This window comes from Bradyrhizobium sp. Ghvi, assembly GCF_900115265.1.
Lineage (GTDB): Bacteria > Pseudomonadota > Alphaproteobacteria > Rhizobiales > Xanthobacteraceae > Bradyrhizobium.
Genome location: NZ_FOVU01000005.1, coordinates 150,581 through 172,621 on the forward strand (window position 1 = coordinate 150,581; position 22,041 = coordinate 172,621).

19 protein-coding genes and 1 pseudogene are annotated in these 22,041 nt (G+C 61.4%); 15 read left to right on the forward strand and 5 right to left on the reverse strand.

Annotated elements, in window-relative coordinates; translation table 11 throughout:
* A complete protein-coding gene (locus tag BM374_RS20075; protein WP_244552648.1) occupies window positions 1-381 on the forward strand; it encodes a hypothetical protein in 381 nt (126 codons plus the stop codon).
* Window positions 382-479: 98 nt separating this feature from the next.
* Here the strand turns inward: BM374_RS20075 and BM374_RS20080 are convergent, their stop codons facing one another.
* Window positions 480-1,121: a TetR/AcrR family transcriptional regulator gene (locus BM374_RS20080; RefSeq protein ID WP_092295330.1), complete on the reverse strand. Its 642-nt coding sequence runs from the start codon at window positions 1,119-1,121 to the stop codon at window positions 480-482.
* 140 nt (window positions 1,122-1,261) lie between these two features.
* Here BM374_RS20080 and BM374_RS20085 point away from each other — a divergent pair, with 140 nt between their 5' ends.
* The 4 genes and pseudogenes from BM374_RS20085 to BM374_RS37965 form a co-directional block, all read left to right on the forward strand.
* Window positions 1,262-2,452 carry an HlyD family secretion protein gene (locus tag BM374_RS20085; RefSeq protein WP_092295333.1) on the forward strand — a complete coding sequence of 397 codons (1,191 nt, stop codon included), beginning with the start codon at window positions 1,262-1,264 and terminating at the stop codon, window positions 2,450-2,452.
* Window positions 2,449-3,945 (forward strand): MFS transporter, encoded by a 1,497-nt coding sequence (locus BM374_RS20090; RefSeq protein ID WP_092295336.1) that lies wholly within the window; start codon window positions 2,449-2,451, stop codon window positions 3,943-3,945. The genes BM374_RS20085 and BM374_RS20090 overlap by 4 nt, the downstream gene beginning before the upstream one ends.
* Window positions 3,946-4,049: 104 nt before the next feature.
* Window positions 4,050-4,988 (forward strand): aldo/keto reductase, encoded by a 939-nt coding sequence (locus tag BM374_RS20095; RefSeq protein WP_092295339.1) that lies wholly within the window; start codon window positions 4,050-4,052, stop codon window positions 4,986-4,988.
* An 809-nt stretch (window positions 4,989-5,797) separates the two neighbouring features.
* Window positions 5,798-5,941: pseudogene (locus BM374_RS37965) on the forward strand (ModD protein); the annotation flags it as partial.
* A gap of 334 nt (window positions 5,942-6,275) precedes the next feature.
* Here BM374_RS37965 and BM374_RS20105 read toward each other — a convergent pair.
* The 3 genes from BM374_RS20105 to BM374_RS20115 all read right to left on the reverse strand — a co-directional run bounded on the left by BM374_RS20105 (window position 6,276) and on the right by BM374_RS20115 (window position 11,141).
* Window positions 6,276-6,629 carry a hypothetical protein gene (locus tag BM374_RS20105; RefSeq protein ID WP_092296895.1) on the reverse strand — a complete coding sequence of 118 codons (354 nt, stop codon included), beginning with the start codon at window positions 6,627-6,629 and terminating at the stop codon, window positions 6,276-6,278.
* 230 nt (window positions 6,630-6,859) lie between these two features.
* A complete protein-coding gene (locus BM374_RS20110) occupies window positions 6,860-7,786 on the reverse strand; it encodes a response regulator (protein ID WP_244552649.1) in 927 nt (308 codons plus the stop codon).
* Complete coding sequence (locus tag BM374_RS20115; RefSeq protein WP_092295348.1) at window positions 7,770-11,141, reverse strand: hybrid sensor histidine kinase/response regulator; 3,372 nt, start codon at window positions 11,139-11,141, stop codon at window positions 7,770-7,772. The genes BM374_RS20110 and BM374_RS20115 overlap by 17 nt, the downstream gene beginning before the upstream one ends.
* Before the next feature lie 171 nt (window positions 11,142-11,312).
* On the opposite strand from BM374_RS20115, the gene urtA reads away from it, so the two are divergent.
* The 8 genes from urtA (at window position 11,313) to BM374_RS20155 (ending at window position 19,272) form a co-directional block, all read left to right on the forward strand.
* On the forward strand, window positions 11,313-12,572 hold the full coding sequence (urtA, locus tag BM374_RS20120) for an urea ABC transporter substrate-binding protein (RefSeq protein ID WP_092295351.1): 1,260 nt from the start codon (window positions 11,313-11,315) through the stop codon (window positions 12,570-12,572).
* A gap of 131 nt (window positions 12,573-12,703) precedes the next feature.
* Window positions 12,704-13,630 carry an urea ABC transporter permease subunit UrtB gene (urtB, locus tag BM374_RS20125; RefSeq protein WP_092295354.1) on the forward strand — a complete coding sequence of 309 codons (927 nt, stop codon included), beginning with the start codon at window positions 12,704-12,706 and terminating at the stop codon, window positions 13,628-13,630.
* Between the two features lie 18 nt (window positions 13,631-13,648).
* The gene (gene urtC / locus BM374_RS20130) at window positions 13,649-14,791 is read left to right on the forward strand and encodes an urea ABC transporter permease subunit UrtC (RefSeq protein WP_092295357.1); all 1,143 of its coding nucleotides are present in this window, start codon (window positions 13,649-13,651) and stop codon (window positions 14,789-14,791) included.
* Between the two features lie 9 nt (window positions 14,792-14,800).
* Window positions 14,801-15,556, forward strand: a complete 756-nt coding sequence (urtD, locus tag BM374_RS20135; RefSeq protein WP_057749908.1) for an urea ABC transporter ATP-binding protein UrtD — start codon at window positions 14,801-14,803, stop codon at window positions 15,554-15,556.
* A 191-nt stretch (window positions 15,557-15,747) separates the two neighbouring features.
* Window positions 15,748-16,437 carry an urea ABC transporter ATP-binding subunit UrtE gene (gene urtE, locus BM374_RS20140; RefSeq protein WP_092295360.1) on the forward strand — a complete coding sequence of 230 codons (690 nt, stop codon included), beginning with the start codon at window positions 15,748-15,750 and terminating at the stop codon, window positions 16,435-16,437.
* Window positions 16,438-16,465: 28 nt separating this feature from the next.
* Window positions 16,466-17,695 (forward strand): formamidase, encoded by a 1,230-nt coding sequence (gene fmdA, locus BM374_RS20145; protein WP_092295363.1) that lies wholly within the window; start codon window positions 16,466-16,468, stop codon window positions 17,693-17,695.
* 113 nt (window positions 17,696-17,808) lie between these two features.
* Window positions 17,809-18,186, forward strand: a complete 378-nt coding sequence (locus BM374_RS20150) for an FmdB family zinc ribbon protein (RefSeq protein WP_092295366.1) — start codon at window positions 17,809-17,811, stop codon at window positions 18,184-18,186.
* A gap of 45 nt (window positions 18,187-18,231) precedes the next feature.
* Complete coding sequence (locus BM374_RS20155; protein WP_092295369.1) at window positions 18,232-19,272, forward strand: aliphatic amidase; 1,041 nt, start codon at window positions 18,232-18,234, stop codon at window positions 19,270-19,272.
* Window positions 19,273-19,525: 253 nt separating this feature from the next.
* Here BM374_RS20155 and BM374_RS20160 read toward each other — a convergent pair whose 3' ends face one another.
* Window positions 19,526-20,404 carry a GNAT family N-acetyltransferase gene (locus BM374_RS20160; protein ID WP_092295372.1) on the reverse strand — a complete coding sequence of 293 codons (879 nt, stop codon included), beginning with the start codon at window positions 20,402-20,404 and terminating at the stop codon, window positions 19,526-19,528.
* Between the two features lie 342 nt (window positions 20,405-20,746).
* Here BM374_RS20160 and BM374_RS20165 point away from each other — a divergent pair, with 342 nt between their 5' ends.
* Both BM374_RS20165 and BM374_RS20170 read left to right on the forward strand, forming a co-directional pair.
* Window positions 20,747-21,670, forward strand: coding sequence for a 2-hydroxyacid dehydrogenase (locus BM374_RS20165; protein ID WP_092296898.1), 924 nt, complete (start codon window positions 20,747-20,749; stop codon window positions 21,668-21,670).
* 13 nt (window positions 21,671-21,683) lie between these two features.
* Window positions 21,684-22,040, forward strand: a complete 357-nt coding sequence (locus BM374_RS20170) for a cupin domain-containing protein (protein WP_092295375.1) — start codon at window positions 21,684-21,686, stop codon at window positions 22,038-22,040.
* Window position 22,041 lies beyond the last annotated feature (1 nt).

The window sequence follows — 22,041 nt, forward strand, 5'->3', positions numbered from 1 at the left end:
ATGAAGCCCTACATGAATCTCCACGGGTCTGCACCCGAGACTATCAAAGCGCTGCGCGTGCCCGCAAAGCCGACCGCGACGACTGATTCAATCGCCATCTCGATGCGGTCGATGGGAATAGGTGGCTGGTTCGTCGTCGCCGTGCTCCTCACACTATTCGTCGGTACTGTCTTCGTTTGCTATCTGGGTTGGACGAGCGCAGCCGGAGCTGATGTTCCTGCGTCGGGATATATTGCACTGGTAATCGGCGTGACTTGTTCTCTTGCTGTCGGCTTCGGCCTGATGGCGCTGGTCTTTTACAGCAGTCGCGCCGGGTACGACGAGCCCGCACGGCTCGTGCAGAAGGACGACGCTCCCTCGGACAGGAGTATGCCGCGATGATGTCAGCTCAACCGAAGGAGCGTGCGGCGAAATCAAGGGCGATGGCTTCGACATTCACCTCCTTCGCATTCGTTCGACGCCTGACAATGCGTTGCGGCTCAGTCGGCTTCGACTGGACATCCGCAGATTACACTCGTCGCTTTCCGCGCGATCTCCCTCAGCTCGGGCAGGCGAGCGCCAGCACGGGCGCGGATGGCGATGGTATGCATCGTGGCGGACGCGAGAACCGCAAGCGCCGCTGGATCGGCATCCTGCTTCAGTTCGCCCCTCTCGCGTGCTGTCCGGAGGCGGGCTTCAAAGTCGGCATCGAGCATGCGGAGCCCGCCGGCAACACTCTTCCGAATCTCTGCATCTTCGACCGCCTCGGCTACCGCTGTCCCGATCACAAAGCAGCCGCGCGCGGAGCCTTTGCGCGAAAAATAGAAGGACATCGCCGCCTCATAAGCAAGCATCAGCGCTTCGGCCAACGGACGGTCCCCCGCGAGGGCCTCGCGCGTCGCAGCCTGGGTCATCTCCCAATAGCGTGCGAGAGCCTCGAGATAGAGCGCGTGCTTGTTGCCGAATGCCGCGTAGAGGCTCGGCGGGCTCATTCCTGTTGCGGCCGCGATCTTGTCCAGCGGGGTGCCGGAATAGCCGGTCCTCCAGAAGGTCTCCGTCGCCTGCTTGAGGGCTGCCTCTGCATCATAGGCGCGCGGCCGCCCGCGAGCGGCCGCTGCTGTTTCGCTCTTTCGTCGGGGCATGTCAAAATCTCGGTCGTTGCGTGCTGACGTTATATTTATAGCAATCGTTATAAAAAACAACCCGGAGCCCCTTGATTACCGCGCCGGGGTGCAATAATTATAACGACCGTTATGAAATATGATTGAGGTGAGGGCTTTCCATGCGGTTAGATCTTTTGCCAGTCGCCGGCTCGAAGGGCGACCGCAAAGAGTTTCACGAGGCCGCGGCCGAGGCGAGATTCGATCGAACCGTTGACGATCCGCCGCCCGAGCGCGCTGTCGCGCTACCCCGAAGGAGCCTGTTGGAGCGGATGCGCCGACCCCTGATGCTCGTGCTGCCTGTCGTGGTGGCCTTGCTCGGAGCTGCCGTGTATCTCGTGCAAGAACCTTACGTCTCGACCGACAACGCGTTCGTTCGGGCCGCGAAAGTGACCGTCAACGCCCGAGTTTCCGGCCAAGCGGTTGAGATCGCCGTGCACGATAACGAGGGTGTCCGGCAGGGCCAGGTCCTGTTCCGGATCGACCCGGAGCCCTACCAGATCGCAGTCGACCAGGCGGAGGCGCGGCTCGGAAGCGCGCGCCTCCAGATTGAGGGGCTCAAGGCGACCTACCGCCAGCAACAGGCCGAGCTGCAGTCGGCGAGGGATTCAGCCGACTTCGACGAGCGCGAGTACGACCGCAAGAAGATGCTGGTCGCCTCCGATTTTACCCCGCGTGCGGTCTTCGAGCGAGCCGAGACGAATCTCAAAGTCTCGCGCCAGCGTATTTCGTCGATTGAGCAGCAGATCGCCAGCACGGTCGTGGCGCTGGACGGCGATCCGGACATCGACGTCAATCGCCATCCGACGGTTCGTGCGGCCAAGGCACAGCTCGACCGTGCCCGGCTCGATCTTTCCTATGCGACGGTGACGGCGCCCGACGACGGTGTCGTCACCAGGGTCGACGATTTGCAGATCGGCGGTTTCGTCAATGCGGGAACGCCCGTGTTTTCACTGCTGTCGAGCCGTCACGTTTGGATCGAAGCGAATTTTCGCGAGACAGGGCTGACCCATATGCGTCCGGGTCAGGAGGCGACGATCGATGTCGACGCGTATCCCGATCGCAAATTCAGGGCGCACATCGTCAGCATGAGTCCCGGCACCGGATCAGATTTCTCGGTGCTGCCGCCCGAGAACGCGACCGGAAATTGGGTCAAGGTCGTCCAGCGTTTGCCGGTGCGTCTCGAGCTCGATGACGTTGATGCGAGCAGGCCATTGTTTTCGGGCATCAGTGTCACCGCGCGGGTCGATACCGGCTATCGCGGCAGCTTGCGCCATCTACTGCAGCCGACCTACGCAGCGGGGCTAAGATGAGTGCCGTCGTCCCATCGACGGCTGCTGCGGCTGGCGATCGCGCCATCACGCTCGCGGCTCTCATGGCGACCTACATGCAGGCCGTCAACATCTCGCTGCCCAATGCGGCGCTACCGCATATCCAGGGAACGCTCTCGATGGCCAATGACGAGGTCGGGTGGGCGTTTTCCTCCTATATCGCGGCAAGCGCCGTAGCCATGTCGGTCACGAGCTGGCTTGCGGGACGCTATGGACGGAAATCGGTTTACCAATTCTCCCTCGTCATCTTCGCGCTAGGTCTTGTGCTGGATACGCTGGCGACGACGTCCGTGCAGTTCGTGCTCGCCCGGATCGTCCAGGGAGTTGCAAGCGGCCCGCTTGCGCCGCTTTCGCTGGCGATCCTGCTCGAGGTGCAGCCACCCACGCGGCATGCCCGCCTGAGCCTGGCGTGGACGGTGTGCTCCCTGCTCGGCATCAGCAGCGGAGCGAGTATCGGCGGCTGGTTCAGTGAATATCTTGGCTGGCGTTCGATCTTCTATCTCAGCCTGCCGATGACGGCATTCATATTTCTCGCGATGGCGTTCTGGCTTAGCGAGAAGAGGGCGGAGCGTAGGCAACCCTTCGACTTTTTCGGGCTGGCGACCTTTTCGCTCGGCATGATCGGCCTGCAAGTGCTGCTCGACCGCGGCGAGCGCCTGGAATGGTTCGACTCCATGGAAATCTGGATCGAGGCGGTCGTCTCCGTTCTTGGATTCTATCTGTTCGTCGTGCACGTCATGACGACTAAGGAGCATTTTCTCCGCACGGCGCTGTTCAGGGACCGCAATCTCGTCCTCTCAACGATGATCTCCTTTGCCGTGGGCCTAGTCCTGCTGCCGACCCTGGCGTTGACCTCGCCGATGCTGGAGGAGTTGCTCAATTACCCTGTCGACACCACGGGCTACATGACGATCCCGCGGGGTGTTGCGCTCGTGGGAGGGGTGCTGTTGACGAGCCTAGTTCCGGCGCATGTCGACTACCGCCCGTTCCTGGTTGGCGGAATGGCACTGGTGGTCTACGCCAATTGGCTGATGCTCGGATATTCACCAGCGATGGATTGGCGCGCGGTGGCCGAGGCCGGCTTCCTCCAAGGTGTGGGGCTCGGCATGGTGATTCCGGCGCTCGCCAAAGCCGCGTTCAGTACGCTCGATCCGAAGCTCCGTCCAGAAGGCAGTGCGCTCATCAACCTGTCGCGGCTCTATGGCAGCACGATTGGCATCGCCGTGGTGCAGATCTTCTTCTACGGCAACACCCAGGCCATGCATGTCGCGCTCGCTAAGAACCTCATGCCTTACCGGACCGCCGCGCATGTCGCCGGATCGATCGCCAAGCCCGGCCTTGCAGCGCTCAACGGCATGGTTACCCACCAGGCGGCTGTCGTCGCGGTCATCGGTCAGTTCAAGATTCTAATGTTCGCCATGCTCGTCGTGAGCCCGCTCGTGCTTTTTCTGCGGAAACCGCGCCCGGCAGGTTGAGGGCCGTGGAATGGTGAGATGACACCGCATCGAACAGCCTCAGTCTGTCGCACTCGGCGGACGCCGCATCTGCGGCGGCCGAGCCTAAACAAGGAAGCAGGAACATGACGACATCCAATGCGCTCCGCTACACGAGGATTTCCACCCACGAATCCGGGACAATTCCCGCTGCGGGATTTGGCACACTCATTCCGGATCAGAACGCAACGAAACAGGCCACCAGGGCAGCACTGGAAGCGGGATTTCGACATCTGGATTGCGCGGAACGCTACCGCAATGAGGCAGCGGTAGGCGAAGCCATCCAGGACGCCTTCGAGGCGGGAACGCTTCGGCGAGAGGATCTGTTCGTGACCACGAAGCTCTGGAACACAAATCACCGTCCCGAGCGCGTCAAGCCGGCCTTCGACGCGAGCCGCCGCCGGCTGCAACTTGATACGATCGATTGCTACATCGTCCATACACCGTTTGCCTTTCAACCCGGCGACGAACAGGATCCAAGGGACGATCGCGGCCGGGTAATCTATGACAGAGGCGTGACGTTGCTGGAGACATGGCGTGCACTGGAGCGCCTCGTCGACGATGGTCTCTGCAAGTCGATCGGTCTATCGGACATCACACTGGAGAAGCTGCGCGAGATCGTTGCGGTCGCACGGATCAGGCCTGCCATGGTGCAGGTCGAATCGCATCCATATCTCCCCGAATGGGACCTGCTCGAGTTCTGCCGCGAGCATGGGATCGTGCTGCAAGCGTTCGCGGCGCTTGGACACGCCATGGAGCCAAGCGTGCTGGCCGACCCGGTGATTACAGCCATCGCGCAGCGTGTGCACAAGACACCGGCTCAAGTGGCCCTGGCCTGGGCCGTCCAGCGCGGCACCGCTTTCCTGACCACATCGACCAAACCTCAGCGTATCCAGGAGAGCTTTGACATTTCGGCCCTTCCTGAAGACGCCATGGAGGAGATTCGGAACCGCATCACCACAAGCGTCCGGTTCAATGCCGTGGTCGAGACCGGTGTGCCGGGGTTCATTCCCAGGGCACGATGAGCTGGATGAACTGTAGCATTCAGAGACGAAGGCGTTCCGGACAGGCCTGATGTTATCCGTAGTCACCGCGCAAACCGTAGCTTCGGAACAGGGAGACGGAGGCACGTACTGGAGAACTTAACCCGCAAAGCGCAAGTGGCTCGACGTCGGGTGCTAAAAATGACGAAAAAACAATCGGTTAGATCTCAACCTGAACCGAATGTCGGTATCGGTGGTTGCGCCTCCCGGATTTGAACTTACCCGGCGTCATCGCCTATCGCTGAGGGGTTGCTAGAGAACGGGTGCCGTGGCTGCTAAATCTGCGCCCGTCTCCGAGCCCACTTCATTTGGAAACAACCGCCAACCTATTGATGTTGCTGAGGCACAATTCTGTGCTTTTTTCCAAACGCGCGTTGAAATCGTTGAATAATCAAGCAGGTTTTGATTCCGCCATTCGGAGGTTCGATCCCTCCCGCCCCAGCCAGGCAGCCTCTAACCCCTTGAAATAATGCAATTCGCCGGATTTGGCTGGGGAATTGTCTCGCGACTGTATCACGCGCCTGTACCACAGGAGTATCTACGTGCGCGTGGTCCAACATGTCTTCAGGCGTGGCGCGGTTTACTGATGGCGTCGGCGGCTTCTCAAGAAAACCGGGGAGAGAACTTGCGCTGATTGCGATTAGCCTAAGAACGCGGGACCTTTCCGAGGCGCGCAGCATCGCAGCTCATTTGGCCGTAGCGAGTGATGGCATCTTGTGCCGGCAGGAGGGTGATCCTTTGTCGGATGTCCGACAATGTCGTCGGCAAGCCGACACCAATGAAGGGAAGCACAGGCGCGCGGTCCGGCCGCCGGCCTGTTGCGGAGCTGGAAGGTGGCGCAGACCTTGGTCGAGATCTGGTCGAGCGTGGCCAGCGAGACCCGCGCCACCGTCGATGCGGCGCGGGCAATTGTTCCTGAGATCGCGGTTGCCTGTTATGGCGCAAAATGGACCACTCTTCATTGGCTTCGCCCGGTGCTAGTTAGCTCAAGCTTGCCCATGATGGATTGGAACGAAAATTCAAGTGTTTCAATTGTTGCTGGGCTGCGTGTGCACGACGTGTGCACCGGGAGATCAAGAAAAATCCCATTGGTGCCAATGTGAGCGGGTCTTGTGAGGGGCGTGCCCGGTGTTGGCTTAGCGCACCAAAAGAAGCAGATGCGAACTCGGTAAGGTGCTCGCGGTAGCAAACAGCCGTCGGACCTCAATGCGAATAATGAGTCCACGTTGAGCGCTGGCGAGCACGCTCGCCGACTGTCAATTCGACGATCTATACGGCGTCGGCTGGCACAAAACAGCTGATGATGATCATGCCGCGGTGATGTACGTACCACACCACGGCCTGACCGACCGGATTGCCGCGATTGCGGATGACGGCTCGCTCGGGCACAACCATCCACTGTCCTTCAATTGGAACCCAGTAGGCGCCCTCGCGATAATCATAGTCAGTGCGATGACCGTCCGACATGTCGCAGCACGGCACGCCGTTCGGCGCCGTGACCGCCTTGAACCACGAGCGGATGTCAGGCGAGACGTTGTCGTATTGTCCGCTATCGAAAGCGAGCGCCGAGCTAGTCAGCGTAGCGACGAACGCCAGCAGAGTGAGCTGCGCGAGCCATCGCATCCGATCCTCCGCCACATGCTGGTGTTCTTGCCCACTATCGGCGAACACGATTCGACGTTGTCGCGATTAAGCCTGAGCTCCGCCGTGGTTGCACGCTCAAAAATTGAGCGTTCGTGGCACTGGTAATGATGCAGCGCAAAATCGGCGTTTGGTTCGGCTTTGCAAATGGCAACGTCTCCACGACAGCAATCCTTCCGATTGGGAGCGTTGCTTCATTAAAAGATGCACTCTTATGAATTGCGCCGGCTTGCGTTCGTCGCAATCGCCGCCGCTGCGGTCCGGTTCTCCACGCCGAGCTTGGCGTAGATCTGCTCCAGATGCTTGTCGACGGTGCGCGGGCTCAACCCCAGGATCTGCGCGATGTCGCGGTTGGTCTTGCCCTTGCTAAGCCAGGCCAGCACCTCGCCCTCGCGCGTGGTGAGGCCGAGTTCGCTGGTAAATTCCGGCGGCAGCGCCGTGCCGGCTTCCTTGGACAGCCGAAGCAGAAACTCGTTCGGCGCGGTTTCGCCCATGTAGTAGATGCGGAGCTGCGGATTGTCGGGTAGGGACGCTGCCTGCGACTTCGCGCTGCCTCTGCCCTTCGCCTGCTCCAGCCATTGCAGCAGCGATGGCGGCAGCACGAAGTCATCGGCCTGCGCGCCGTGATGATCGGCCAGCAGCTTCTGTGCCTGCGGTGTTGCCCAAAGGATGTGGCCCTGGCGGTTGACCGCGAACAGGAAGCGGCCGGAGACGTCCAGCGCGGCCCGGGCGCTCTGGGTCAGCCGCGCATTGCCGAGATGGACGCGGATGCGCGCCAGCATCTCCTCGATCACGATCGGCTTGGTCACGTAATCGACGCCGCCGGCCTCCAGCCCGCGCACGATGTGCTCGGTTTCGGCCAGGCCCGTCATGAAGATGACAGGGACATTGGCAAGTTCCGCGTCGCGCTTGAGCCGCCGGCAGGTCTCGAAACCGTCGAGACCAGGCATCACGGCGTCGAGCAGCACGATGTCGGGCGTGATCTGGTCGACGATGCGCATCGCGCTGGCGCCGTCGAGCGCCACCATCACAGTCATTCCGGCGCCGTCGAGCGCGTCGGTCAGCAGCCTCAAGGTCTCCGGCGAGTCGTCGACAACGAGCGCGACGTCGCGCTTTTTCGGCTCAATGCTCATAAGCATGCAGTGTTTTCAATGTTGTCATGTACTGATCAAGGTCGAAGCGATCGACCAGCGATCGAATTTCGGCGACGAAATCTGCATGTTCAGGATGCTCGCTGCCGATCTCGTCGAGCTTGAGCTGGATGGCTTTGACGTAGCCGATCTGGCCGAGCCCGATCAGCGCCTCGATGTGCCTGACCGGCGGCCGCGAGCCGCTCTCCGGCCGCCACAGCGGCACGACCGTCTCCTCCGAGCCGTACTGCCATTCGACCTTGAGCAATTGTCTGATGGTCTCCAGCAATCGCGGAATGTCGATCGGCTTCATGAGATAGCCGTCATGGAATGGCTGTGCGAGCGGTGCGCCATGCGCCTCCAGCGCGCTTGCCGACACCATCAGGATGCGAGCCTGGTGGTGGCCTGTTGCGCGCAGCTGTTCCGCCACCGTCCAGCCGTCCATGCCAGGCATGGAGATGTCGAGCAGGAATAGATCGGGCCGGCAATGCTGCGCCAATGCAAGACAGCCGGGGCCGTCGGCGGCGCTCAGCAGGATGAAACCGAGCGGCGTCAGCACCTCGCGCAGGAGATCGCGATGAACAGGGTCGTCGTCGGTGATGAGGATGGTCTTGCGTGCGCCATGATAGCCCGAGACCGGCGCCTCCACCGGCGCGGTGCGCCGGGGATTGGTGACCTCCGACAGCAGCAGCTTCACCTTGAATGTGCTGCCGCGGCCGACGGTGCTGGTGACCTTGATGTCGCCGCCCATCACGCCGGCGAGCAACCGGCTGATGGTGAGGCCCAGCCCTGTGCCCGTCTGCGGCTGCGAGACCCCGAGCGCGCCGCGCTCGAACGGCGCAAAGATGCGTTCGAGATCGTCGCTCTGGATACCGGGTCCGGTGTCGATCACCTCGAACTCGGCGACCGGGCTGCGGTAATGCACGACGAACTGGACGCTGCCGGTCTGGGTGAATTTGATGGCGTTGGAGAGCAGGTTGATCAGCACCTGACGCAGCCGCTTCTCGTCGGCATAGACGACGCTCGGTAATGTTGCCGGCCGCCTGAAGACAAAATCGATGCCCTTGGCGCCGGCCTGGAGGCGGAACATGCCGACCAGCTGATCGAGGAATTCGCTCAGGCGGACTTCGTCGCGGGAGAGATAGAGCCTGCCCGCCTCGATCTTGGAAATGTCCAGAATGCCGTCGATCAGGCCGGAGAGATGGTCGGCGCTGCGGCGGACGACACGAACCTGGTCGCGCGGCTTGGTGTTCAGCGTCGCATCCTGCTCCAGAAGTTGCGCATAACCGCTGATCGCGTTCAGCGGCGAGCGCAGCTCGTGGCTCAGTCCCACCACATAGCGGCTCTTGGCGAGGTTGGCGGATTCGGCGACCTCCTTGGCGCGCTGCAGCTCGGCGTCGGTTCGCTTGTGCGCGTCGATTTCCTGGATAAGGAGCGCAGTCTGCCGCCGCGTCTCGGCCTCCGCTGCTCGGCGGCTCTGCTGTGCCAGCACGAACAGCCAGGCGACCACGCCGATGATGATGCTGAGCGAAAAGAACACCTTCCACAGCACGTTGGAGACCAGCGCGTTCTCGCCGTGCACGCTTGCTGATGTTTGCAGGTAGATTAGCCCAAGCACCAGCGCCACGAGGCCTGCGGAAACCACGAACACGCCGATGTAGTGGCCGAACTGCGAGTTGATGCGCTGATAGATCGGCTGCGGCAGGATCTTTCCGAGTGCCTCGGAGAACTGCACCTGCGCCCGTCCATGGGGCTTGCATAGATCGTGGCAGCGGGCGTCGAGCGAGCAGCACAGCGAGCAGATCGGGCCGGCATAGGCCGGGCAGGAGGTGGTGTCCTCGGGCTCAAAGCTGTGCTCGCAGATACAGCACTGGATTGCCTCGATATTGGCCCAGCTCCGCTTCGGCTTGCGGGCAATGTAGAATTTTCCGTCCGTGAGCCAGGCGATCATGGGCGCGGTGACGAAGGCCACGGTCAGCGCGACGAAGGCGGCGAGCGCCTTCATGGTCGGGCCGAACAGGCCGTAGAATGCCGCGATCGAGACGATGATCGCGAGCGTCATCGCGCCGACGCCGACCGGATTGATGTCGTAGAGATGCGCCCGCTTGAACTCCATCTGCGGCGGACGCAGGCCCAGCGGCTTGTTGATCACGAGGTCGGAGACCAGCGCGCCGACCCAGGCGATGGCGACGTTGGAGTAGAGCGCGAGCGTCTGCTCCAGGGCCTTGTAGACGCCGATCTCCATCAGCAGCAGCGCCACCATCACGTTGAACACCAGCCAGACCACGCGTCCGGGATGGCTGTGGGTCAGGCGCGAGAAGAAATTCGACCAGGCGATTGAGCCGGCATAGGCATTGGTGACGTTGATCTTGATCTGCGACAGCACCACGAAGAAGCCGGTCAGTGCCAGTGCAAGATCCGGATCCGACAGCACGTAGCGAAACGCCACGAGATACATATGCGCAGGCTCGGCGGCTTCCTCGGGCGGCACGCCGTGGCTCAGCGCAAAGAAGGCGAGAAACGAACCCGCCAGAAGCTTCACCGCACCGAGCACGATCCAGCCTGGTCCTGCGGACATCAGCGCGATCCACCACGAGGCCTTGGAGGTGCGGCGGTCGCGCGGCAGAAATCGCAGGAAGTCGACCTGCTCGCCGATCTGCGCGACCAGCGAGAATACGACGGAGGATGCGACGCCGAACAGCAACAGATCGAAATGGCCGCCGGAATCGCCGTGCTCGCCGGCGAATTTGTGCCATTCCGTGAAAGAGTGCGGGCTCGCCCATGCGATCGCGGCAAAGGGCAGGATGTGCAGGATGATCCAGAGCGGCTGGGTCCAGAGCTGGAAGCGGCTGATCAGCGTGATGCCGTAGGTCACCAGCGGGATGATCGCGATCGCGCTGATGAGATAGCCGATCGGGCGAGGGATACCGAGACACATCTCCAGCGCGGTCGCCAGGATCACGGCCTCGATGGCAAAGAAGATGAAGGTGAAGGAGGCGTAGATCAGCGAGGTGACGGTCGAGCCGATATAGCCGAAGCCGGCTCCGCGCGTGAGCAGGTCAATGTCGATGCCGCATTTGGCTGCGTAGTAGGCAATCGGAACGCCGCAGCAGAAGATGATGGCGGAGACGACGAGAATTGCAGATGCCGCGTTGGTCACGCCGTAGTTGAGGGTGATGGTGCCGCCGATCGCCTCCAGCACCAGGAAGGAGATTGCGCCGATGGCGGTGTTGGCGACGCGCGCGGCGGACCAGCGTCGCGCGCTCTTGGCGGTGAAGCGCAGCGCGTAGTCTTCCAGCGTCTGGTTGGCGACCCATTGATTGTACTGGCGCCTGACGCGGTCTATTCGCTGCCGCCCTGCCACGCTTTACCCCACTCCCGATACGGACCCGGAGCCCTCGCAAATCCCGTACCAAAAGCCTACGTCGGTATTTTGCGGTGCAGTATACGCGATCTTGCGTATGCTTGCGGTGCACAAATTCGAGCCATCCTCACGACACCAATCGCGTGTCCTCGAACAAACAGTGGGGTGCTCATGTCAGACGAAACCAACAAGGGCTTGTTGTCGCCGCTCCGGCGCAAACTATTGGTGGGAATGGCGGCCGTCCCGGCCATCACGATGCTGCCGCGGGCGTCGTTTGCGCAGGCCCCGGCGACTTCGGCGGTCAACACCACCGGCCTTGCCGTCACCGACACAGAGGTGACGGTCGGCATCCTGCATTCTGCGACCGGTACCATGGCCATCTCCGAAACCGGCTCGATCGAGGCCGAAAAGCTCGCCATCGAGCAGATCAACGCCGCCGGCGGCGTGCTCGGTCGCAAGATCAAGTTCATCCAGGAAGATGGCGCCAGCGACTGGCCCACCTTCGCGGAGAAGGCGAAGAAGCTGCTCGTGAACGACAAGGTTGCGGCGATCATGGGGTGCTGGACCTCGGCCTCGCGCAAGGCGGTGCTGCCTGTGGTCGAGCAGTACAACGGCATGCTCTACTACCCGACCTTCTACGAAGGTCTCGAGCAGTCCAAGAACGTGATCTACACCGGCCAGGAAGCTACCCAGCAGATCCTCGCCGGCCTGAACTGGATCGCCAAGGAGAAGGGCGCCAAAACCTTCTTCTTCATCGGGTCCGACTACATCTGGCCGCGCACCTCGAACAAGATTGCGCGCAAGCATGTCGAGAACGTGCTGAAGGGCAAGGTGGTCGGCGAGGAGTATTATCCGCTCGGCAACACCCAGTTCAACTCGGTCATCAACAAGATCAAGCTGACCAAGCCCGACGTGATCTTCACCGACGTCGTCGGCGGCTCCAACGTCGCCTTCTACAAGCAGCTCAAGGCCGCCGGTATCGACCTCGCCAAGCAGCCGCTGCTGACCATCTCGGTGACCGAGGACGAAATCGACGGCATCGGCGGCGAGAACATCGCGGGCGCCTATGCCTGCATGAAGTACTTCCAGTCGCTCGACAACCCGAACAACAAGGCCTTCGTGCCCGCGTTCAAGAAGATGTGGGGCGAAAAGACCGTGATCGGAGACGTCACCCAGGCTGCTTATCTCGGTCCGTGGCTGTGGAAGTTGACGGTCGAGAAGGCCGGCTCCTTCGACGTCGATAAAATCGCGGCGGCTTCCCCCGGCGTCGAGTTCAAGGGCGCGCCGGAAGGCTATGTGCGCATCCACGAGAACCATCACCTCTGGTCGAAGACCCGCGTCGGCCGCGCCAAGCTCGATGGCCAGTTCGAGCTGATCTACGAGACCGCCGATCTCGTCGAGCCGGATCCGTTCCCGAAGGGCTACCAGTAAGTCGCGGCATTCGTCGCAGCCTCCCTCGAGCTCAAGCTGCTCCCTGGCGTGGATTGCAAGTCCATGCCCACGACCCCCGCGTCGCGCACTCGCGCGCGACGCGGGGCCCTATTCCCTGACGGAGGACATCGATGTTCGGCGACTACTCGCTTGGTGATCTTGGCTCCATCTTCGTCATGCAGGGTTTTGCAGGACTGATCCTGTTCTCTGTCTACGTGCTGATGGCGCTCGGTCTCGCGATCATCTTCGGCCAGATGGGCGTCATCAATATGGCCCACGGCGAGTTCATGATCCTTGGGGCCTACGTCACCTGGATGACCTCCAATCTGTTCCAGACCTATATGCCTGGTCTGTTCGGCGGCTACTTCTTCCTGGCCATGATCCTCGCCTTCCTCGCCTCGGGTGCGCTGGGGATGCTGGTGGAATGGGTGCTGATACGACATCTCTACAAGCGTCCGCTCGACACGCTGCTCGCAACCTGGGGTCTCAGCCTGATGTTGCAGCAGGCCTATCGCTCCGTGTTCGGCGCGCGCGAGGTCGGCGTCGAGCTGCCGCAATGGATGCTCGGCTCGCTGCAGGTGACCAGCAGCATCGAAGTGCCGATCAACGGCGTCTTCGTGATGTGCCTGACGGTGCTGATCACCATCGGCGTTGCCTATGTGATGTTCAAATCGCGCTGGGGCCGCCAGGTGCGCGCCGTGGTGCAGAACCGCATCATGGCCGGCGCAGTCGGCATCAACACCGAAAAGGTCGATCGCTACACGTTCGGTCTCGGCTGCGGCATCGCCGGCGTCGCGGGCAGCGCCTTCACCATGATCGGTTCGACCGGACCGACCTCGGGCCAGCTCTACATCGTCGACACGTTCCTGGTGGTCGTGTTCGGCGGCGCTGCAAGCCTGCTCGGCACCATCGCCTCGGCCTTCTCGATCTCGCAGACGCAATCCACCCTCGAGTTCTTCATGTCGGGCTCGATGGCCAAGGTGCTGACGCTGCTCGCCGTTGTCGGAATCCTGATGCTGCGGCCGCAGGGGCTGTTCGCCCTCAAGGTCCGCAAGTGAGAATGTGAGGCTGATGCAATGACCGACAACAGGTTCTTCAATCGATCGGAGCTCATCGGGATCCTGGTGCTCGCGGTATTCCTGGTGGTGGTGCTGCCGCTCACGCTCGATGTCTTCAGGCTCAACCTGGTCGCAAAATATTTGACCTATGCCTTCGTCGCGTTGGGGCTGGTGATCTGCTGGGGTTATGGCGGCATTCTCAGCCTTGGTCAGGGCGTATTCTTCGGCCTCGGCGGCTATTGCATGGCGATGTTTCTCAAGCTCGAAGCATCGAGCGTGGAGAACACCAAGATCCAGTCGACGCCCGGCATCCCCGACTTCATGGACTGGAATCAGCTCACCGCGCTGCCGTTCTTCTGGAAGCCGTTTCACAGCCTCACTTTCACTATTGCCGCCATCGTTTTGGTCCCGGGCATCTTTGCGCTGATCATCGGCACCGCAATGTTCAAGCGCCGCGTCGGCGGCACCTACTTCGCCATCATTACCCAGGCGGTTGCGGCGATCCTCACCATCCTGATCGTGGGCCAACAGGGCTACACCGGCGGCATCAACGGCATGACAGATTTGCGCACGCTGAAGGGGTGGGACATCAGGCCCGATCACGCCAAGATCATGCTGTATTTCTTCGAGGTCGGTTGCCTGTTCGTCTGCATCATGATCGCGCAATTCGTCCGGCACGCCAAGCTCGGACGCATCCTGGTGGCGATGCGCGAGAAGGAGGACCGGGTCCGCTTCTCCGGATACAGTGTCGCGAACTTCAAGATCTTCGCCTTCTCCATCGCCGCAATGTTCGCCGCGATCGGCGGCGCCATGTTCGCCCTCAACGTCGGCTTCATGTCGCCGTCCTTTGTGGGCATCGTGCCGTCGATCGAAATGGTGATCTACACCGCGGTTGGCGGTAGGCTGTCGATCCTTGGTGCGATCTACGGCACGCTGCTGGTCAATTTCGCCAAGACCAGTCTTTCAGAGACGTTTCCCGAATTGTGGCTGTTCGGTCTCGGCGGCCTGTTCATCGCCGTGGTGCTCGCCTTCCCGAACGGCCTTGCCGGGATCTGGAGCGACTATGTGCAGCCGCGCATCGATCGCCTGATCGCCTCGCGTAAACGCAAACCAGACGGCTGGACCGACAGCTCGGTCGCCGACGGCGCTCCGGCGGAGTGAGGAGACATCATGCTCATAGGACACCAGCCCAAGGAATTCCTGCTCGCGGTCGAGGCTCTCACCGTGTCGTTCGACGGCTTCAAGGCGGTCAATGATCTCTCCTTCTATGTCGACGAGAACGAGATTCGCGTCATCATCGGTCCCAATGGGGCCGGCAAGACCACAGTGCTCGACCTGATCTGCGGCAAGACCAAAGCGACGTCGGGGTCCATCCAGTTCCGCGGGAAGGAGCTGACGCGGATGAAGGAGAACGAGATCGTCAAGGCCGGCGTCGGTCGCAAGTTCCAGAACCCCTCGATCTACGACGATCTCACCGTGTTCGAGAATCTGGAGATCTCCTATCCCCGTGGACGCTCGGTGTTCGGCGCGTTGACCTTCACCCGCGATGCCGCCGTGCGGGATCGGGTGCATGAGGTGGCGGAGATGATCTTTCTGAAGGACAAGCTGAACATGAGCGCCGATCTGCTCAGCCACGGCCAGAAGCAATGGCTCGAGATCGGCATGCTGCTGATCCAGGATCCGGACCTGCTGATGCTGGACGAGCCGGTCGCCGGCATGAGCGTCTCCGAGCGCGCCAAGACGGCCGAGTTGCTCAATCGCATCATCAAGAACCGATCGGTGCTGGTGATCGAGCACGACATGAAATTCGTCGAGGACATCGCGCACAAGGTCACCGTGCTGCATCAGGGGCAGATCCTCTCGGAGGGGACCATGGAGAAGGTGCAGAACGATCCCAAGGTTATTGAAGTTTATCTGGGGCACTGACTATGGCGCGTGAGGATCAGGCAAGCGCGGCGCAGTCGGTTCACCTCTCCCAAGGGGAGAGGTCGAATGGCGCAGCCATTCGGGTGAGGGGTTTCGCTCCCTCGATGGACCTGCGCCCCCTCACCCCGCGCTACGCGCCGACCTCTCCCCGGTGGGGCGAAGTGAAGCAATACCGAGCTTAGGAGGCAACGATGCTGGCAATTTCCGATCTCCACGTCGCCTACGGCCAGAGCGAGGTGCTGCACGGCCTTAACGTCAAGGTCGCACCGAACGAGATAGTTGCGATCATGGGCCGCAACGGCATGGGCAAGACCACGCTGATGAAATCGCTGATGGGCATCCTGCCAGCGAAAAGCGGCTCGGTGACCATGGACGGCGCGGAGCTCGGCGGCCTGCCGAGCTACGAGCGCGTCGCCAAGGGCCTCGCTTATGTCCCGCAGGGCCGCATGATCTTCTCCACCATGACGGTGAAGGAGAACATCGAGACCGGCCTCGTCGTCTCCGGCGGCTCCGAGGTGCCCAGCGACATCTATGAGCTGTTTCCGGTGCTGCTGGAGATGAAGGGCCGCCGCGGCGGCAATCTCTCCGGTGGGCAACAACAGCAATTGGCGATCGCCCGCGCCCTCGCCACCAAGCCGAAGGTGCTGCTGCTGGACGAGCCGACCGAAGGCATCCAGCCCTCGATCATCAAGGACATGGCGCGGACCCTGAAGCGCATCCGCGACGAGAAGGGCCTCTCGATCGTCGTGTCCGAGCAGGTCCTGAGCTTCGCGCTCGACATCGCCGACCGCGTGCTGGTGATCGAGAACGGCGCGATCGTCCGTGACGATCCGCGCGATGCCGTGGATGCCGCGCAAGTCTCGAAGTATCTGTCCGTCTAACCATCAGTAGTAAAAGGGGAGCATCTCGATGCCAGAGACACTGATCAAGGTCGATCTCACCAAGTCGGCTTACGATAATGACATGGTGCACAATCGCTGGCACCCCGACATCCCGATCGTGGCCTGGGTCAACCCCGGCGACGATTTCATCATCGAGACCTATGACTGGACTGGCGGCTTCATCAAGAACAACGATTCCGCCGACGACGTGCGCGACATCGATCTGTCGATCGTGCACTTCCTGTCCGGTCCGATCGGCGTCAAGGGTGCCGAGCCCGGCGATCTCCTCGTCGTCGATCTGCTCGACGTCGGCCCGCTCAAGGAGAGCCTGTGGGGCTTCAACGGCTTCTTCTCCAAGCAGAATGGCGGCGGCTTCCTGACCGACCATTTCCCGCTGGCGCAGAAGTCGATCTGGGACATCAAGGGCCTGTACACCTCGTCGCGCCATGTGCCCGGCGTCAATTTTGCAGGCCTGATTCATCCCGGCCTGATCGGCTGTCTGCCCGATCCGAAGATGCTGGAGACCTGGAATAAGCGCGAGGCCGAGCTGATCTCCACCAACCCGACCCGTGTGCCTGGTTTGGCCAACCCGCCGTTCGCCGCGACGGCGCATGGCGGCCGCGCCAAGGGCGACGTGAAGGCCAAGATCGGTGCGGAAGGCGCACGCACCGTGCCGCCGCGCGAGCATGGCGGCAATTGCGACATCAAGGATTTGTCGCGCGGCTCAAAGATCTACTTCCCGGTCTATGTGCCGGGTGCAGGTCTGTCGATGGGCGATCTGCACTTCAGCCAGGGCGATGGCGAGATCACCTTTTGCGGCGCGATCGAGATGGCCGGCTGGCTGCATCTGAAGGTCGAGGTGATCAAGGACGGCATGTCGAAATACGGCATCAAGAACCCGATCTTTAAGCCGTCGCCGATCACGCCGAACTACAAGGACTATCTGATCTTCGAAGGCATCTCGGTCGACGAGGCCGGCAAGCAGCATTATCTCGACGTCCACATCGCCTATCGCCAGGCGTGCTTGAACGCGATCGAGTATCTCAAGAAGTTCGGCTACTCCGGCGCCCAGGCCTATTCGATCCTCGGCACCGCGCCGTGTCAGGGCCACATCTCCGGCGTGGTTGACGTGCCCAATGCCTGCGCCACGCTGTGGCTGCCGACCGAAATCTTCGATTTCGACGTGATGCCGTCGGCGGCCGGGCCCATCAAGCACATCACCGGCGATATCCAGATGCCGATCTCGCCCGACAAATGATCGGTGCGCTCCCTCTCCCCGTTTTGCGGGGAGAGGGTTGGAGTGAGGCGCTGTCTCCGCACGAGCGGTGGCGGCGAGCCGTGTTGAACAGGCAAGAGCGTAGGGATGATGCGATGCCGGTCTATGAATATCTCTGTGACGAATGCGGACCTTTCAAGGATCTGCGTCCGATGGCGGAATGCGACAATCCGCAGGATTGCCCGCATTGCGAGGCATCCGCTCCGCGCGTAATCCTGACCGCGCCGAATTTCTTCTGCATGCCCGCCGACAAGCGGAAGGCGCACGCCGTCAACGAGCGCAGCACTCACGCGCCGCAGACGCTTGCGCAATACAAGGCCTCGCACGGGCCGGGCTGTGGCTGCTGTTCGTCGGGCAAGACAGCGAAGGACAAGAACGCGGCCGACAAGAGGAAGCCCGCACGGCTGATGACCAAGACCAAGAGCGGCGCCAAGGGCTTTCCCACGGCGCGTCCCTGGATGATCAGCCATTAGCTCTCGCGGCAAACCTCAAACGAACAAGAGACAGGAGCGTCCAATATGCTTCACGGCGATATCTCCAGCAGCAATGACACCGTCGGCGTCGCAGTGGTCAATTACAAGATGCCCCGCCTGCACACCAAGGCCGAGGTGCTCGACAATGCCCGCAATATTGCTGACATGATCGTCGGCATGAAGGTCGGTCTGCCCGGCATGGATCTCGTGATCTTTCCGGAATATTCGACCCAAGGCATCATGTACGACTCCAAGGAGATGTACGAGACGGCGTCCGTGGTGCCGGGCGAAGAGACCGCTATCTTCGCGGAAGCCTGCCGCAAGGCGAAGGTTTGGGGCGTGTTCTCGCTGACCGGCGAGCGCCACGAAGAGCATCCGCACAAGGCACCCTACAATACGCTGATCCTGATGAGCGACAAGGGCGAGATCGTTCAGAAATATCGCAAGATCATGCCCTGGGTGCCGATCGAGGGCTGGTATCCCGGCAATTGCACCTATGTCTCCGAAGGTCCGAAAGGCCTCAAGGTCAGCCTGATCATTTGCGACGACGGCAATTATCCGGAGATCTGGCGCGACTGCGCCATGAAGGGCGCCGAGCTGATCGTACGATGTCAAGGCTACATGTATCCCGCCAAGGAGCAGCAGGTCATGATCTCAAAGGCGATGGCCTGGGCCAACAACGTCTATGTCGCGGTTGCCAACGCCGCCGGCTTCGACGGCGTCTACTCTTACTTCGGCCACTCCGCGATCATCGGCTTCGACGGACGTACGCTCGGCGAGTGCGGTGAAGAGGACTACGGCATCCAGTACGCCCAGCTCTCGAAGAATCTGATCCGCGATGCGCGGCGCAACGGCCAGTCGCAGAACCACCTGTTCAAGCTCTTGCACCGCGGCTATACCGGCATGATCAATTCCGGCGAGGCTGCGAAGGGTCTCGCCGCCTGTCCCTACGATTTTTACTCAAAGTGGATCGCCGACCCCGAAGGTACGCGCGACATGGTGGAGGCGATGACCCGCCCGACTGTTGGCACCGAAGAATGCCCAATTGACGGCATTCCGAACGAGAAGTCCGGCACGAATTACTAGACCATCCGGTGGGGTTAACAGATTTACCGGAGGGCGTAGCGTTGATTGCAGCGGCCGCAGGGTAGAATCCGGCCAACTGCGCAGGACAAAACGGCGTCGAGCATGACATGGCTTGGCTGCATCGTTTGCACCCGACATATACCGCGGAGGCTACTCCGGCACGTCTCTTCTGCCGTCATCGCAGAATATGGCATTGCAGCGAACGAATTGGACAGGGTCGTCTAAAGGACGCTCCGCGAGCCGCTTCGTAGCCTCAGCTCAACGCGTGACCGGCGAGCCCGTACACCCACGGCTCGTTTTCCTTCCGGTTCAGGAATCGCTTTCCCTTTGACATGGTCGTAACTGTGTCATTCATCCCGAGGCGGCTCTGTTGAAGGAAGTCGGCAAACAGACCCGTCTGCTCCCGCGTATCGACGCGGACGAATTGTCCCGCGAGATCCCTAAGATGCACAGCGGTGAGATGGATCGCGTCACAATCATCGCTGGCAACGATCGGGCCGATCACGTGACCGCGGCCGAATTCGCGCTTCATCGAAAAACCGACGGCCGCTCCGCCCCGGCGCAGGACGGAGATTGACGCACCTTCAGAAAGCAATGCGAGCAGCTTCTGCCGGTTAGTTCCGAACGCGCGTTCATCCAGTGCCGCGATCTCTCCGATGTTCGCCGTGGACAGCGAGCTCAATTCGCCGGCCAGAGCCGGCACCGGCGGAGGTGGTGCGACGAGTTCTCCTTGCCACAGATACACGGTGGCTTCCTTCGTGAACCCCAGCGACAGATACAGGTGGTAGGCGGCATGGGTCGAGTTGAGGGCCAGATTTCGGTCGCCACACCGCTCGAAGACCTGCTCCATCAGCCAGCGGCCAGTACCTTGTGCCTGGGTTCGGGGCGATGTGATCACCAGGCCAATCGTTGCGAATTCCTGGCTATAAGGGAACCACATCGCGCTGCCGAAAACGCGGTCGATGCCATCAACGGCGACGATGCCGTGGCCGGCGCGGCGCAGGAAATCCCAGTCCTTGGGGCGATGCGGCCAGCCGACACCGATCGAAAGCGCGTGGAGCAGCTTCACATCAACGTCGTTGATGTCCTTGGCCACCAGTTCAAAGGACTTCACGCGTACCGTTCGTCCCATTCAGCTCATCCATTCCTTCGCGGGACTCAACGCCTGCAACCTATCCCCCCGGCCTTCTGCTGCGTGCCGCACAAGCCCTCTTTTGCAGCAGCATAGCGCGGAAGGCCAGCAGGTTTCGCCTGTTTGGTGGCCGCTATTCGGAATGTTTCGCCGCTAGTGCAACTCGATTCAGCAGGGAAAGCTACCGGTTGCGGCCTATCGAATTTTCGGCAACAGCAGGCAGGGTGACCCCAGTGAACGTTGAAGGCTTCGCTGGAGGGCTCGCCTTGCCAGCCCTCGCTGGCCGGCCATACCGGTCTCAACGCGCCGCATCCCGGGCGAGGACCTGAGAGGACCATGTCGATGGCGTTCCTTTTCAATTCCGATGCTGCTCGGGCGGCTATATTCCGGCAGGCCTTTGCGCGCGAGCTCCCTGATCTCGAATTCTATCATTCCAGCGAATGCTTCGAGCCGGAAAAGGTACGGTACCTGATAACCTGGAACGCGCCCGACGATCTCTCGCGCTTTCGAAATCTGGAAATGCTCTTTTCCACCGGTGCGGGGGTCGATCAATTCAAGCCGGAGACCCTACCTGGCCACGTCAAGCTCGTTCGCATGATCGAGGGTGGCATCATACGCATGATGCAGGAGTACGTCGCGCTTGGGGTGCTGACACTTCATCGCGAGATGCTTGCTTATCGGGAGCAGCAGGGAAGAGGCTTATGGCAGGCTCTTGCAACCCCCCAGGCTGCCGATCGGCGCGTCGGCTTTCTGGGCCTCGGCATGTTGGCGCAAGCTGCGATTGATCGCCTCAAGCCGTTTGGATTTCCGCTTGCCGCGTGGAGCCGCAGCCACAAGACGATCGAAAGTGTCACCTGCTTCCACGGCGATGGTCAGCTTGGCGACTTCCTGCGAACAACCGATATCCTCGTCTGTCTTCTGCCCCTGACGGAGCAAACAAGCGGCATCCTGAACGCACAGCTGTTCTCCCGCCTGCCGGCGGGTGCAAGGCTGCTGCATGTCGGCCGCGGTCCGCAGCTTGACCAGGGCGCACTCATCGAAGCGCTCGACAGCGGTCACCTTGCCGCAGCGATGCTCGACGTGACCGATCCCGAGCCGCTGCCGGGAGCCCATGCGCTCTGGTCGCATCCAAAGGTGATCATCACGCCGCATATCGCGTCCGTGACGCAACCGCATACGGCCGCGCAATCCGTCATAGAGAACATCCGGCGCCACCGCGCCGGACGAAATCCGATCGGCCTCGTCGATCGAACGCTGGGCTACTAACAGGAAAGATGCCATGTCACTTCTGATTGCCATCGACACCAATCCGGATTTTGTACCGAAGACGGCCGTGCCGGCTCCGGAACGGCTCATTTCGGGCAATCCGTCCTTCAAGACCTGGGCGCAGGACGCCTCGAAAGGCGAGAAGGTGCTGACTGGCGTCTGGGAGGCAACCCCCGGCGAGACCCATTCCATCAAGGGCACCACCTTCGAGTTCTGCCACATCCTCTCGGGCCTCATCGAGATCGAGGAAAAGGGCGGCGAGACCAGGAGGTTTCGCGCCGGCGACAGCTTTGTGATGAAGCCTGGCTTTGTCGGGATCTGGCGCACGATCGAGACGGTGCGAAAGATCTACGTCTGTCATTACGACTGAG